Origin of the sequence: Bacillus sp. YC2 (assembly GCF_019891195.1) — a bacterium.
Classification (GTDB): domain Bacteria; phylum Bacillota; class Bacilli; order Bacillales; family Bacillaceae; genus Bacillus.
Window position 1 is genome coordinate 101694 of sequence record NZ_JAHXDO010000003.1, and the last position, 14985, is coordinate 116678.

General features: G+C 49.4%; 10 protein-coding genes and 2 pseudogenes. 7 read left to right on the forward strand and 5 right to left on the reverse strand.

Annotated elements, in window-relative coordinates:
- Positions 1-153: 153 nt before the first annotated feature.
- From KY305_RS07220 to KY305_RS07250, 7 genes and pseudogenes are all read left to right on the forward strand, one after another.
- Positions 154-267 (forward strand): annotated as a pseudogene (locus KY305_RS07220) (aspartyl-phosphate phosphatase Spo0E family protein); the annotation flags it as partial.
- Between the two features lie 494 nt (positions 268-761).
- The gene (locus tag KY305_RS07225) at positions 762-983 is read left to right on the forward strand and encodes a spore germination protein (RefSeq protein WP_223061965.1); all 222 of its coding nucleotides are present in this window, start codon (positions 762-764) and stop codon (positions 981-983) included.
- A gap of 13 nt (positions 984-996) precedes the next feature.
- Positions 997-1230 (forward strand): spore germination protein GerPB, encoded by a 234-nt coding sequence (locus KY305_RS07230; RefSeq protein ID WP_223061966.1) that lies wholly within the window; start codon positions 997-999, stop codon positions 1228-1230.
- A gap of 33 nt (positions 1231-1263) precedes the next feature.
- Positions 1264-1881 (forward strand): spore germination protein GerPC, encoded by a 618-nt coding sequence (gene gerPC, locus KY305_RS07235; RefSeq protein ID WP_223061967.1) that lies wholly within the window; start codon positions 1264-1266, stop codon positions 1879-1881.
- Complete coding sequence (locus KY305_RS07240) at positions 1878-2054, forward strand: spore gernimation protein GerPD (protein WP_223061968.1); 177 nt, start codon at positions 1878-1880, stop codon at positions 2052-2054. The genes gerPC and KY305_RS07240 overlap by 4 nt, the downstream gene beginning before the upstream one ends.
- Positions 2054-2449 (forward strand): spore germination protein GerPE, encoded by a 396-nt coding sequence (locus tag KY305_RS07245; RefSeq protein ID WP_223061969.1) that lies wholly within the window; start codon positions 2054-2056, stop codon positions 2447-2449. Before KY305_RS07240 ends, KY305_RS07245 begins: the two co-directional genes overlap by 1 nt.
- Before the next feature lie 39 nt (positions 2450-2488).
- Positions 2489-2707, forward strand: a complete 219-nt coding sequence (locus KY305_RS07250; protein WP_214800841.1) for a spore germination protein — start codon at positions 2489-2491, stop codon at positions 2705-2707.
- Positions 2708-2747: 40 nt separating this feature from the next.
- Here the strand turns inward: KY305_RS07250 and KY305_RS07255 are convergent.
- From KY305_RS07255 to addB, 5 genes and pseudogenes are all read right to left on the reverse strand, one after another.
- Positions 2748-2997, reverse strand: a pseudogene (locus KY305_RS07255) (HNH endonuclease).
- 63 nt (positions 2998-3060) lie between these two features.
- A complete protein-coding gene (gene sbcC / locus KY305_RS07260) occupies positions 3061-6453 on the reverse strand; it encodes an exonuclease subunit SbcC (protein ID WP_223061970.1) in 3393 nt (1130 codons plus the stop codon).
- Positions 6450-7622, reverse strand: a complete 1173-nt coding sequence (gene sbcD, locus KY305_RS07265) for an exonuclease subunit SbcD (protein ID WP_223061971.1) — start codon at positions 7620-7622, stop codon at positions 6450-6452. Before sbcD ends, sbcC begins: the two co-directional genes overlap by 4 nt.
- Before the next feature lie 63 nt (positions 7623-7685).
- The gene (gene addA / locus KY305_RS07270) at positions 7686-11390 is read right to left on the reverse strand and encodes a helicase-exonuclease AddAB subunit AddA (protein ID WP_223062129.1); all 3705 of its coding nucleotides are present in this window, start codon (positions 11388-11390) and stop codon (positions 7686-7688) included.
- Entirely contained in the window at positions 11377-14877 is a 3501-nt protein-coding gene (addB, locus tag KY305_RS07275) for a helicase-exonuclease AddAB subunit AddB (protein WP_223061972.1), read from the reverse strand. The genes addA and addB overlap by 14 nt, the downstream gene beginning before the upstream one ends.
- Between the last annotated feature and the right edge of the window lie 108 nt (positions 14878-14985).

The window sequence follows — 14985 nt, forward strand, 5'->3', positions numbered from 1 at the left end:
GAGGCCGGAAATCCTTTTTTCATCACAGTAAAAGAGTATCAAATATTGTCACTTTTTTAGTCATATTGACGAAATAAAACCTTCGCGGACAAAATGGGTTATACTATTGGCATCCTATGTTTTCCAAAATAATCGAGAATTGGAGATCACACGATGAACAGAAAAATTGAAGAAATGAGATTGACCTTATTCGAAACAGCACAAAAATTCGGAATCAATGCGACAGAGACTATCCGGTGCAGCCAAGAGCTGGACATCCTCTTAAACGGATGCCGGTCTGGGCTCATCCGATGTGAACAAACCAAAGACCCCGGGGGCCCGCGGTTCAGACAAATTGATTCACCTGCAAGCAAAAAAACCTTGAAAGAGCCAGCCCTATGAAAACAAATACACAGATCAAAGCCCCGGCACCATCAGACATCATGATCCCGCAATCCGGGTTCCTCAAAAGAGCCCGGTCTATTTACAAGCTGCATGAATAATGGATAAAGAGATGGTTTCTCTTACACACGATATATGTTTCTAAAAGACAGCAAACACATACAATTGTGCAGCATGTTTAATCGTGAATGCACAAGTCCGGCGCAACGAAGTGAAGCGCTGTTTCACACCGGGGCAGTGTGCCGCCGGTGTTTTTTGTGCCCGCCGATTTTTTCCGCTCACAAAAATGTGCGTTTGTCATAAGCTATTCTAGGCAGGCAGCCCAAGTATGCTCCTGGTGTGCAATTTTCCAAAAACCTTCACGAAAAGGATGTGCTCGTATGCCCGCAATTGTCGGAGCGTTTAAAATTAATGTCGTCGCCACGAGCGGAGTCGTGCATATAGGCGACTGCATCACCATTTCTCCCAAAAGCGAGGTTAAGACTTTTGCCGGAGCGGGCAGCTTCAATACCGGAGACAATCTCACACTGACGAATTACAGAAACACAACGAATGTGTACGATAATGATGTAATCGATCAGCCAATGGCAGGAAATGCATAAAGGAGGTCCAAATATGAATTTTTACGTCAATCAAACGATCCAAATCAATTATATGCGTGTTGAATCTGTCAGTAACTCCTCCATTCTGCAAATTGGAAGCGCCGGTTCTATTAAATCGCTTTCTAACCTGTATAATACGGGACGTTATGCTGAACCAGCGCCGGCCGTCAGTGCGGGGCAGTCTGTAACCGTTTCAGAGGGTACGGGTTCGCCGGCATTTGTGCCGCTTCGGTCTTCAAGCCGGTAATTTCAGAAGGAAAACACATGCGAGGTGAATGTAATGTATGACCAATCCGTTTCATCCTACCTGCAGAATTTAAATTCCTTCGTCCAGCAGCAGGCACTGCAAATTCAGGAGCTTGAAAGGCAGCTGAAAGAGTTTCAAAATGAAATGTCCACGATGAAACAGCGGCCCTCCACAACAATCGAGCGGCTGGAGTATAAATTCGACCAGCTAAAGATTGAACGGCTCGAAGGTACGCTGAATATAGGATTGAATCCGACTGATCCGGACGCCGTGCAAAATTTCGAGGTCAGCCAGACAGCTCCGCAGGTCGGAATGATGCAGCAGGAACAGGCGGGCCAGCAAATGCAGCAAATCCGCCAGAATGTCGATATGTATTTGAATGAAGAAATCCCCCTTCTGTTAGAACAGCTCGAACAGCAGCACGAAAGCAGGCTTGACGAAACAAACAAATATCACATTATAGAAGATATCAGAAAACAGATGGACAGCCGGATTCAATATTACATGTCGCATGTAAAAAAAGAAGAAAACATGCAGCCCGCGCAATATGCCGAGCAAATCGCTGAACACGTCAAGCGGGATATCGTCAGAGCCGTCGAGCATTTTATTAAACACATACCTGATGAGATGAAAGGTGATGATCCATTATGATTTTTACGGTTATTAACCGGCATATCGAAGTCGGCGACATCCATTCTACCGGGGTATCTAGTTCCTCCCTATTATTGATCGGTGATACAGATTCAGTCTATTTGTCTTCGATTTTTGACACGCCGCCGGAATCTCTCATTATCGGGCCTGTAGTCCCGCTGTCACCTGAATAATGTTAAAGCGAATTTCCCGCCTCAGGGCCGCAAAGGTCAATTCAATCGGGATTGCAAGTGTTTTTCAAGCCGGTGACACAAATGAAATTGATATGAAAACGAAAGTACTCGCCGTGCAGCGTCCAATTGCCACATACAGAGACGATGAGGGCTCTTTTCACAAAAAAGAATACCAAGTCTTTCAGCAGCCGGTCGTGATGCCGCTTCCGGAAACAGGCGTCCAAAGCGCTTTCTGCCACGAAATGCCCTCTATTCAGGTCAGGAGCGTCAAAGTTCAGGGACTATCGTCCTCTTCTGTGTTTCAGACCGGCTCAGCGACAATTGTGCTCGGGGAATCAAGACTTAAGCATATTAGGCAGATTGGCTCGCCAAACTCACAATCATCCCAAAGATGACATATAATGACGGTGAGACTTCTATAAAGGGTGTCGTTTATGCCAGCAATTACCGGACCTATAGCTATCAATTCCATATCGGGCGGAGTCGTAAACTTTGGTGATTCCTTTTACCTTTCTCCAAAAAGCTCTTCTAAATCTGCGCTCGGTTCGGGAGCAGGCAATACCGGAGATTTCCTGTTATTAAACAACATTGTCAATGCGACAAACTATATAGACCCCGATGTCAGCGATCAGGATATGGTTGGAAATGGATAAAAAGCAGCCGCTCTTTGTGGAGAGGGCTGCTTTTTGGTCTTCAATGTTTTTTCCGTTCATTTGATTTTTAGTTTTCACAAGTTTTTCCGGCGGCTGTTTTCTGACCCGTTTCACAAATCGGGCGAGTTTTGGATCGCGCCGCAGCTCTTCAATCCCGGAAAGCCTGACGCCGGCTTCTGATTCGTGTACAGCGCGTGAATCTGTTTATGGCAGGGGATGCAGAGCATCGCAGTCGAAAGAAATGTCCCGCCTTCTTCCTTAGGTGTCAGGCGGTGCTCCGTCAGCCGCACATGATGGCGGCCGCATCATTCACATGTGTCCCCGGCAGGTTTCGCCAACATCCTTCTCCCTTTCTACATCAACTCTAATGTGACACGGGTGCCTTTTCCGCTCGGCTCGGCCGGATGAACGATGAGTTTTTTTGGCAGCCGCGCCCTCAGCTCCTGCACGTGGCTGATCACCCCGACAGATAGATTGTCTGATTGGAGCTTTTCAAGCGCGGTGACAACGGTGTCCAAGAGTCCCTGGTCAAGGGTGCCGAAACCTTCGTCTAAGAAAAAGAATTGCAGCGGATATTGTCCCCGCAGCTGAATTTGAGCGGACAATGCAAGCGCAAGCGACAGCGAGGTAAGGAACGTCTCCCCTCCTGAAAGGCTTGATACGGGCCGTTTGACGCCCCCGTTTGCATCGTCGCGCATAACGAATCCGCCTTCGGAATCGACCAATATGGCATAGCGCTGCCGTGTCAGCGCTCCGAGCCGGGCAGAGGCATCACGTGCTACGCTTTCCAGCTGTTCTTCGGCTAAAAATTCGACAAATGTATTTCCTTTACATACGGACTGAAGCTTATCAAGCCTGTCAATATGAGTCTGCCAGCTTTTCAGCTCAGCTTCGATTTCCGTAAAGCGTTTATGCTGTTCTTTCATGACCGTAAAGGCTTTCGCCTGCGCCCCTTTTTCCTCCATCGCGGCACCGAATTCCGCTTCCGCCTGCTGCAGCAGCGAAACGGTCTCCGCCCATTCTTCTTCAGTCACTTGCCGTTCGGCTAATTTATCACTGACACGGCGGATATTTGCAATGAGCTGTTTTGTACGGTCTTGAAATTCATCAATTTCTCTTTTTATCTGCTCTGACTGCTCTTTTGGAAGCAGGCTTCTTTTGACATCGGCTGCTTCTGTAAAGACGGTGTCTTTCGAGCGTTCCCGCCAGTCCTCTTCCGCTTTCTCAAGTGCTGCTTTTGCATCCCTTACCGAAATATCACTGCCGGCTGCCCGTCCTTTTGCTTCATTTAGAGACTGCTGGGCTTGCTTCAGTTCGTCAAAAAGGGTTTGCTCTTTCGTTTTTAACAGCTGTAATTCGCTTTGCACCGCTTCGAGCTTTATAGTGATCGGTTTTCCTTCAGCTGACGGTCCGAGCTCGTTTTCATATCCGTCGATTACGTGTTGAATGCGTTCTGACGCATAGTGAAGCTCCAGCCGCTCCCGTTCAAGCTGATGACATTTTTCCTGCAGCCGTTCTTTTTCCTCTTCATGCTCTTTCAGAAATGCAATGCTGCGTTCAATTCGCTTTTCGCATTCCTCGGCTTGTTGATCCTTCTCTTCGATGGATGCCTGCCACTTGTCAATCCGGTTCAGCGGCATATCCCCGCATGCTTCGTTATACTGCTTCAGCCGGCTTTCTGACAACGATTGAAGCTCCTCTAACGACTCTCGGAGGCGCTCCGCTTCTTTTTCTTCATAGCGAATCCGTTCGTTCAGCTGTTCCGCCTGTTTAACGGTGTTTTGATATGCACTGATCAGCCTTGTGACTTTTGTTTTTACAGACAGCATATCCTGCTTCATTTGTTTCCATTCTAAACGGACGGCGCTGAACGCTTCATCGAGCGGGCGGCCGTGAATGGAAGGAGCCGCTTCAAGCTCCGGCACTTGGGCGGTTTGTAAAAACGGACATTCTTCGATGAAGCGCCCTGACTGCTCTTCCAATGTAACCTTAGCCGTCAGCACTTCCTGAGAAAGGGACGCCGCTTCAGCCAGCAGCGCCTCAATTCTCTGTAAATGTCCTTCTGAGTCCGTATCAAGCGTGTAGGTTTCATGAGCGGACTGTGTTCGGTCATGATGAGTTGAGCCGCACACGGGACAAGGTTTTCCTTCAATTAGTTTTTCCGATAATTCTTTTGTTAATGCAGCCGTTCTCGCTTCCTCACGCCGGATGCGGAGTTCCGTTTGCGTCTCGTTTGCCCGCTCGGATGCGGTCTTCATTGACTTTTCCGTTTCACATACCATATGATAAACGGCTTGAACCGTCTGATAGGCGCGGATGATGTCTTCCTCTTCTGTTTTTGCTTTACCGGCGAGCGCCTTGTTTTCGTCATTCAGTTTTTCTAAGCTTTTCGTCTGCCTTTCAAGGTTCGCCTTTTCTTTTGTGATTTGTTCTTTTGTCTGTTGAATGCCGAGCGCAATCTGTGCCGCGGTTTGGCATTGTTTCCGTTCATCTGCGGTCACCTGGACTGTTTTCAGCTTCTCTTTCAGCTCATTTTGCCGTTCTTGCCCGCGTGTCAGACGGTCTTTAACTGCGGTCAGCTGTTTTGAGGCCGCTTCATATTCTTCCTCTTTTTTACCGCGCTCCGCTTTTGTTTTTGCGGCTTCTTTTTTGGCCTCCGTCAGCTTTTGCTCAGTTTCTAAAAGCCTTGCGTAAAGCTCCTGCTCCTTAAGCAGCTTCGGCTCCTGTTCAGCTTTATAGGCCCGCCATTTTTCATAGGCTTCATTTTTTTGGTCAAATAAAGCGGTTTCTGCCGCTAATTGCTGTTTGGCCAGTTCGTGCTCCCGTATAGCCCGTTCGTTTTGACGGATGGCTTCACTGTAACGATCGGCGTACGGCTCTAACGCCGCAGCAGTTTCCGCTTCTGCAAGCCGGTTTGTTAAGGCAGTGATGCGCGGCCGTTTTTCATCAAGTCCGCTTTGCTGCCGTTCATATTCTTTTTTTTCTGTTTGCAGGTTCCAAATCTCCTGATGGTCCAGATGGCGCTCTTTTGCTTGTGCGCGTTTCTTTTCCGCGGCTTCAAGGCGCTCCTTTGCCTCCTGAAATCGCTGCTCGGCCTGCTGCAGCGCTTCCTCTCCGGCATCGCCCAGGCCTGACTGCTCCGCAAGCATTTCATTTTTTTTCGCGGCCGCTTCCTGCGCGCGCCGCCGCAATTTTTTGACAAGCCTGTCCCCATACTGCTCCAGATTAAAGAGACGCTGAAGCATGTGCCTGCGTTCTGTCCCTTTTAGAGATAGGAATTCAGCAAACTTCCCTTGAGGCAGAACGACGGCTCTTGTAAAGTCGTCAATTGTAAGCCCAAGAAGCTCCTCCACTTTTTTATTCACTTCATTTGCTTTATCGGCAAGCACGGTTTGTTCTTCTTTTATTTCAATCAAACGGCAGAGAGCTGTTTTGACCTTTGTTTCATCCGTTCTCTTAAACACGCGCTCCACCTTGTAGGAAACCTGATGGTTGGCTTGCAGCGCGAATGTAAAGGAGACGGCGAGCTGATCTTCCGCATGGTTCAGGATGCCGTGCGTATTATTCGCGGCACGCTCCACCTTTCCGTATAACGCAAGTGTCATCGCGTCAAGGATGGAGGATTTTCCGCTGCCCGTCGGCCCGAAAATCCCGAAAACCCCGGCGCCTGACAGTCCGGCAAAATCAATGGTCTGCTCCTCTCTGAAGCTGTGGAGCCCTTTTATCGTTAACAGGATCGGCTTCATTTCTCATCCTCCTCATCATCTGCCGACGCAAGCTCTAAAAACAGCTTGACCATCTCATCATCAGGCACGGCGCCGCCCGTTTGTTTTTCATAAAATTTCTTAAATCGATCCTCAATTGACATCTGCTTCACTTCAATCCGGTCTCTGTCCGCCTTCTTCTCCGCAAAAATCGGCCTGATATGGATAAAGCCCGGATGCGCCTTTCTCAGCCGGTGAATCTCCTCAAGAGAAAGCTGATCAGTCAGATGGATATCAAGATCGATCCAGGCGTTCCGGTCACGCCCTTCATCCAGCCAGCCGTGGACATCGCTCAGCCCGTCCGCCTTCCACTTGACAAGCGGTTTCCCGGCGGATAAAAAAATCTCTTCCCACTTCGCTTCACCGCCGGGACGGGCTTCTACCACCGTCACCGATTTGGCGTAGCCGGCTTCTGAAAAGCTGTACGCCAGCGGAGATCCGGAATAGCGGGCAGCCGTTTTGGCCCGTTTGATCGTTTGCGGACGGTGCAGATGGCCGAGTGCCACATATGCCGCATTATGAGGAAGGCTTTCCGCTGCAACCGTGTAGGCGCCCCCGACTTCAATCGGCCGCTCGGAATCGGTTTGGTTTCCGCCTGCGACATAAATGTGGCTTGCCGCGATTTTAACGGCATCCTCCCGGCACAATCCGCACATGTGCGAAAATGCCTGTCTGATTTTCACGTCGTAATGGTCGCGGAGAAGCTTTTCCTCAAACGTATCAGACAGCACTTCGTTTAATCTCGCTTCTGACGGATACGCGAGCGCAGCAACGGCTAACAGCTCGCCGGCCGAAGGGACTTCAATGTGGACAGGTTCCGTCCGCGGATAGCCGATTAAATGAATACCCCGCTCATTTGTTAATGGGGAAGCGGCCGCCAGTCTGTCAGGATTGTCGTGATTCCCGGCAATGACGACAACCGGGCGTTTTCCGCCGTCAGAAAGGGCGGAAAGGCTTTCGTAATACAATTGCTCGGCGAGCGCGGGCGGATTTACCGTGTCAAATACATCTCCCGCCATAATGACCGCATCAATGTTTTCTTCCTTTACAATTGCATTCAGTTCTTCCAATACCTCGGCCTGCTCGTTCAGACGGCTTCTGCCTTCAAGCGTTTTTCCGAGGTGCCAGTCGGCCGTATGTAAAATTCGCAAATGTATCACCTCACTTTTTAAATAGAAAAAAAGATCCGCTCCTATAAGGAGCTTCGGATCTTATTACAGCGTGAGCACGCGGCCTCCATCGAAGAAATAGAGCGCACGCCCTTTCACTTTTGTTTTTGTAATTTGTTCAACCGCTTTTGTATAAAGTTCGATTTGTGTTTCATATCTTTGTTTAAGAATCGGAGCGGCGCCTTCAAATCCGCTGCGGAACTTTCCTTCAATCCGGTCTGTTTTATAGTCAAGCAAATACAGGCCGTCAGCCGTTTCGTACAGACAATCAATAATTCCCTGCACCAAGAGCGGTTCTCCCGCTGTTTCAGCATCGGAATAAACCTCATTTGCCGGGAGCGCCATACTGAACGGCACTTCGCGGTCAATTCGTTTCGCCCGGAGAAGATCTGCCCCGACATCGGTATGGAAGAAATGAACGATTTCTTCTATTTCAATCGCGGCGCGCTGCTCTTCTGTCAGTAATTCCTTTTCATAAAGCGATCGGACCGTACGCTCCGCTTCTTCAGCAGTCGGCACATGCGTCATCGGAATGTGCTGCATCACCGTATGCATCGCCGTTCCTTTTTCGGCGGCGGTCAGCCCTTTTTTCATCATAAAGCCCGGGCGCCTGTATAACAAACTGTCTCCGGACGGTTTTATAAGGGAGCGGCCGCTGTATTCATCCTCGTATTCTTGCTTTCGCTTCAATTCAGAAACAGACTGCTTCGTCCGGATGGCTGTCAGCTTTTGATACGGGTACTCCCATTCAAGTAAGCAGTGCGCCTGTTCAGCAAATGAAAACGAACCTGAGACAGGCTCCCCTTGTTTGATCGCTTCCAGACGCGCGCTTTTTTCTTCCGCACGTTCTTCGATATCATCATCAAGCAATTCACTTTTCTGAAGCATGCGAATGAGAAAACGTGACGAATCTTGCGCAATGTCCCCCGAAGCCGCAAGCCCCGGCGCTCTAAACGACTCCATATCACGGTGGCGAATGAGCGCCGGGCCGATAAAGTCCAAATAGGATGCCGCCTGATAACGGTCAAATTCAGGAAGAAGCCAGTCCGTTTGAGCAGCTTGGCCTTGCCATTTTGCCAGCTGTTTTTCACGATTTTTGCAGGAACCGACGAGAAACAGCTTTTCCTTCGCTCTCGTCAGCGCCACATACAGAACGCGCAGCTCTTCTGATAACAGCTCTCTGCGCATTTTTTTCTTCATCGCAATCAGCGGAAGCGTCGGATAGCTGATCCTCAGCTCCGGGTGAATATATTTCGTACCGAAGCCAAGCTCTTTATCAAGCAAGTATGATTTGTTGAGATCCATCATATTAAAGTTTCTGCCGAGTCCCGCAGCGAAGACGACAGGGAATTCAAGCCCTTTGCTGCTGTGGATCGTCATCAGCCGAACGACATCCTCCTGCTCGCTGAGCGAGCGCGCCGTCCCCAGATCATCCCCGCGCTCCTGCATACGTTCAATAAAGCGCAGAAAGCGGAATAAACCGCGGAATGCCGTCGCTTCATAAGAACGCGCCCGGTCATACAAGACACGTAAATTGGCCTGGCGCTGCTTTCCGCCCGGCATGCCGCCGACATAATCAAAGTATCCTGTGTCGCGGTACACTTCCCAAATAAGCTCGGACACTGAGTGATTTGTAGAAAATGACCGCCATTTTTGCAGGTCGGAAGCAAATTTTCTCAGTTTTTGATACAGCTCATCGTGTCGGTCTCCGCTTGCCAAATATGCCTTCATCGCTTCATAATACGGTGCTTTTTTATGTTCCAGACGAATCAGCGCAAGCTCGTTTTCATCACAGCCGACGATAGGCGAGCGCAGCACGGAAGCGAGCGGAATATCCTGATACGGATTATCAATCACCTTTAAGACAGAAAGCGCAGACGCCACCTCAACGGCTTCAAAATAACCTGTCGTCAAATTGGCGTAAACCGGAATGCCTTGGTTTTTCAGCTCCTCCATGATTTGCGGGGCCCACGGCATGGAACGCAGCAAGATGACAATATCCCGGTATTGGATGTTTCGGTGTGTTTTTGTTTTTCCGTCATATACCTTAAACGGTGATGAGACGAGCCGGCGAATCTCCTTCGCCATTGCTTTCGCTTCAAGCTGCACCGTTTCAAAATCTTCGGCGCCCTCGGCACTTTCTGAATCATCAGCGCTGTCAATCAGCAGCAGCTCTGTTTTTGTCTCTTCATTCTGCGGATACGATGCCCCAAGCTTCAGTTCCGCCTGCTCATCGTAATCCACCTCGCCGATTTTGCCGCCCATCAGCTGCTTAAACAAGAAATTGGTGCTGTCCAAAATATCGGATCTGCTCCGGAAATTTTGGTTAAGATCAATTTTCAGTCCCGCGCCTTCCCCATGCTCCGTAAACCGTTTATATTTTCCGAGGAACAGGAGCGGCTCAGCCAGTCTGAAACGGTAGATTGATTGCTTCACATCCCCTACCATAAACAGGTTTCCCGACTCTTCAGGCCCGCTTTTGACAAGCTGCAAAATCGATTCCTGCACAAGATTGGTATCTTGATATTCATCAACAAGCACTTCATGAAACTGCTCTTGGTAATATGCGGCGGCTTCACTTGCCACCCGTTCCCCTTTTTCATTCACATCAGATAAAATGGCCAGGCAATAATGTTCCAAATCCGAAAAATCAATGATCGATTTCTCTTGTTTTGCCGCTTCGAATCGTTTTCCGTATGAAATCACGAGCTGAACGAGAGTTTCAATAACCGGTTTCATGTCTTGTAAACTCTTTATATGCTCCTCTGGGCTTCTAGTAAAATAGTCGGTTTTTAATTTTTCAATCAGCTTTTTTGCGCTGTTTCGCAAATCAGTCGCTTCCTCTAAAAGCGCCTTGTCAAATTCGTCTCCTTTGACTGCCTTTGCGCGCTTAAATGTAACAGCGGGAACCCGTTTATACAGCTCCGTAAAGTCATGCCGGGAGCTGATCAGCTCCTCTATCTGCGCCAGATCATCGAGAAAATTGTCAGCGCGCGGCGCGGGTCCGCCGGGCGCTTTTGTAAGCTCAAGCGCCCGCTCGAGCTTTTGCTTTGCCCCGTCCAGCGCCATTGCGGCATCCTCGCTCACATACGCATAAAACGGCAGCTCTTCAATCCGGCTTCCTTCAGTCACATCGTACAGATGAACAAAGCTTTTCAGCCATGCTTCCGGGTCAGGGTGCGAACGGGAATATTCGTACACCCGCTTGACGAGAGCTTGAAGGTCCAAATCATGGCGGTCTGTCGTATATCTGTCGACAAGATCAAAAAATGCCTGGTCTCCCTTTGCATATTCGTCCTCAAACAGTTCATCAAGCACTTCGTCTCCGAGCAGTTCGCCTTCAGTCTGGTCAGCCATCCGAAAACCGGGGTCAAGATCGATCATATAGTAATATTTTCTCAGTACCTGCAGACAGAAGGAATGCAGCGTCGAGATACTGGCCTTATTTAAAAGGGACAGCTGCCGTCTGATATGCAGAGATCCGGGCCGCTTGGCCAGCTCTTTGTCCAATGCTTCGGCGATCCGGTGCTTCATCTCCGCCGCGGATGCGTTTGTAAATGTCACCACAAGAAGGCGGTCTACATCAATCGGATCATCTTCAGCCGTTATTTTTCTGATCATCCGTTCTACAAGCACAGCGGTTTTGCCTGATCCGGCGGCGGCTGCAACAAGGATATCGCGGCCGGAAGAAACGATGGCGTTCCATTGGTCCATCGTCCATATGCTGTCTTGCGGTTTAGGAATGTGCATCATCATCCGCCTCCTTTTTCAGCCAATCGAGTATGGTGCCGTCTTTTTCCGCTTTCAGGCTGCGGTATTCGTTTTCCTCCAGTGATTCATCAAACTGGCACACGGATTTAAACGCGCAGAAAGTACAAGGGGTCTTATCCTTCAGCTTATACGGGGTGATGGACACAAGTCCGTCTGTAATCGCCTCGCCCGCCTGCTGAAATGTCCGCCTCACATGTTCTGTCAGCAGATGAAAATCCCGTTCCCCGACTGCCGCGGAATCAGATCTTAAAGAACCGTCCTTTTTCAAACCGGCATTGACAATATTCGATCGCCCTTCCTCCAATGTCGTGTCCATCAGGCGGATCGCCTCCTGATCACCGAGCAAAAGGCCTTTCATTTTAAATTTCTTAAATATTTCTTGCTCGATTTCATCAAGTCCGAGCGGCAGATTCGCTTGAATCATCGGATCATGGATATGAAAATACAGCACTCCGGCCGGCATCGCCTTCATACCGAGCCAATCGGCCGAATGTGTGATCGACAAATCAAGATAGGTGAGCATTTGCAGAGCGAGCCCGTAATACACTTCCGCCAAATCAAGGCCTTTGTCGCTCGATTTATAATCAACGATTCTCAGCAGAAGGCCTTTTGAGCTTTCCGCTTTATCGACGCGGTCAATCCGTCCGACAAGTTCCATCGTACATCCGTTTTTCAAAGTGAAGGTGAGCGGAGGCAGCGGGCCGTTCCCTCCAAAACCGAGCTCAAGCCCGATCGGCACGAAGCCGCTCGCCTTCGCATGTTCACTTAATATGCCTGAAACGCGTGTGACGATTTTCTGCAGTTTTTCTTTCACATAAAAATGCCTGTTTGAACTGAGCAAAATCTCTTTTTGCAGCTTCGGCGCAAGCCGTTCTACCGCGTCATAGGAGAAATTCCGGCACTGATCCTTCGTTAAGTCGCGCCAATCCAGATGTTGTTCGCGCAGACGGTCTGAAATCAGCTTCAGGCTGGAATGAAACAGCTGTCCAATATCCGGCGCTTCCAGCTTGAAAAACTGCCGCTCCTTTAATTGCAGCCCGTGGGATGCAAAATGGGAAAACTGGCAGGCGTTAAATGCTTCCATCCGTGATACGCTTCCTTTAATATGCTCTCCGTAAAGCTGGCGCGAAACGGGCCGTTCAAGCCGTTTGGCGTCATTGCGGAAAAACAGGCTGGAGAACAGCTTTTTTGCGCTCCGGTTGTCAGGCCCGTTTATCAGCACATTGTATGCGCTCCACCATACGTCACTGATCTCATACTCTCTTGACCATAATCTGAGCTGGCTTGCTGTATATGTTCGCGCCACCTTTTTATTGACAAGGTAATGAAGCTGCTCCTCTTCACTCACCTGCTCGGGATCACCCGCTAACAGCTTTTCCTGATGTTCCGGGAAAAGATCGCCGAGCCTGTTCACCACGATTGACGGCAGGAGCGTCTTTCCTTCCGCGTCCGCAATCGGGTATGACACGTAAAGACGGTCAGAAGGGCTTGAAAGCGCCATATAGATCAGAAAGTGCTCATCAAGGATACGCTCGCGGCCCGCGGAAGACAGCTCCACACCGATCGTTTTCAGCCACTCCCGGTCGTCATCAGACAAAACTCCGCTTTCATCCGGCCGCGCGGGAAGGACGCCGTCGTTCGCTCCGATGACAAAAGTGCAGGACGCACCGTAAATTCTTGACAAATCCATATTGCCTACAAACACTTGGTCGAGCGCAGGGGGAATCAAAGAAAAATTGAGCGATTCCGCTCCCGTCTCAAGCATTTGCTGAAACAGCGCCAAAGACATTTCATCTTCACCCATCATGCCGGCAAACTCCTCGAGAAGCTGAATGACGGCATCCCATGCCTGACTGTGCTGCTGCGCTTCAATGATGTTTCCGGCCTCTTCCGCCCGCTGCCGTTTGCGGTCGAGTTTTAACGGAACATCGGTTTCCTCCAAATAGAGATACAGAGCTTCCGCCATGCTTTGTACCGTTTTTGCTTTTTTCAGCCGTTTTTGGAGCTGAAAAAGCGGCGCGGCAATCCATTCCTTCGTTTCGTTCAGCATATTCTCGGTCTCAATTTCTTGATCCGTTTGCGCAAACTCCTCATCCAGCGATACGAAGCGCCTGTAGGTAAAACGCTCTCCGTTCGTCCAGCGCTCGCCCTTTATTCCATAGGCGATACAATAGTTTTCTAGCTGGTCGACTTGCTCTCTCATCTTCTGCTCCGGCTGATCGAGAGGGAATAGCAGTTCGGTTTTCGCGCAGCGAAACACCGCTTCGTATCTCCAATTTCCCTTCACCACATCCAAGCTGGAGCGGATAAACTCAATGAGCGGGTGATGCTGCATAGAAGCTTTTCCGTCAATAAAATAAGGAAGCTCGTAATCTTCGAACACTTCTTTCAGCATATCTTTATAATCTTCCGGCTGACGGATGAGAATGGCCATATCTCTGTACCGATACCCTCTGTCCCTGACAAGCGAATGAATTTCCCGGGCAATACCCTCCAGCTCCGCTCTTCTGTTTTGCGCTTGCATGACGGTAAAAGCCTCCTGCCCGTTTACAAACGGACGAGCCGGACGCACGTCATATTGCGCTTCGGCGTGGGCAAGCTCAGGCGCATGCTTATGCCTTTTTGTGCCATGCAGTTCTTTGCAGGAAATATCAGCGTTCAGTTCCTTTGCCGTCTGGTAAAGCTTATAATATGTGCTGCCCGTCATTCTGAACAAATCCAGCTCATCAGGCACGCGTTCTGCAGAAGGCTTGTCCGCCGTCAATGAAAATGTCACATGATCAGCCTGCGTGATCAGCTGTTCCAGCACTCTGAATTCCTGCGGCGTAAATTGGTAAAAGCCGTCCACATAAACACGGGCGCCTTTTAGATCATCCGCTAAAGGGATCTGCTGAGCGAGCAGCGTCAAATAATCCTCTGAATGCAAATATTGGCCGTCAAGACTTCTTTCCATCTGCTGATATAAGATCCCTAAGTCATGCAGCTTTTCAGCCAGCATCCGCTCTCCGCGATATTCAGACGACGTTCCGCTCTCTGCCATTCGGCGGATATCGGCAGGCTCAAGACAGTAGCGTTTAAACTCAGTCAGCATCCGTTCCACCTGCTCAGTGAACCCGCTTTTATCACTTGCCTTTTGATACACTTTGAAATCGTGCTTATATTCTTCAATCAGCTTTCTCAAAAGCATTTGCACGCCCGTCGTCGTCACAAACGGGCGGTTCATTCCCCCGGTACGCTGAAGCACACGCCATGCCAAACGTGAAAAGCTGAAAACTTGAGCGCGTATCATACCGCCGATATCAGGCGTTTTAGCAAGCTCATATTCCATTAAAAACGTCATTTGATCCGGGACTAGAAAAATGATCGGCTTCCCGAACGGCTCCCGGCGCAGTTCATCTTGAATGCTGTCGATAATCAGCCTCGTTTTCCCACTCCCGGATCTGCCTACTAAAAACTCAACACCCAAATTAGAAGACCCCTCTCTTTTTATCTCTCTACATTTTATCGAAAGTTGACGAAAATGACCAATCTGATCTGCTGGTAAAAACGGGATGCTTGTTTTAAAAAAGCCGAT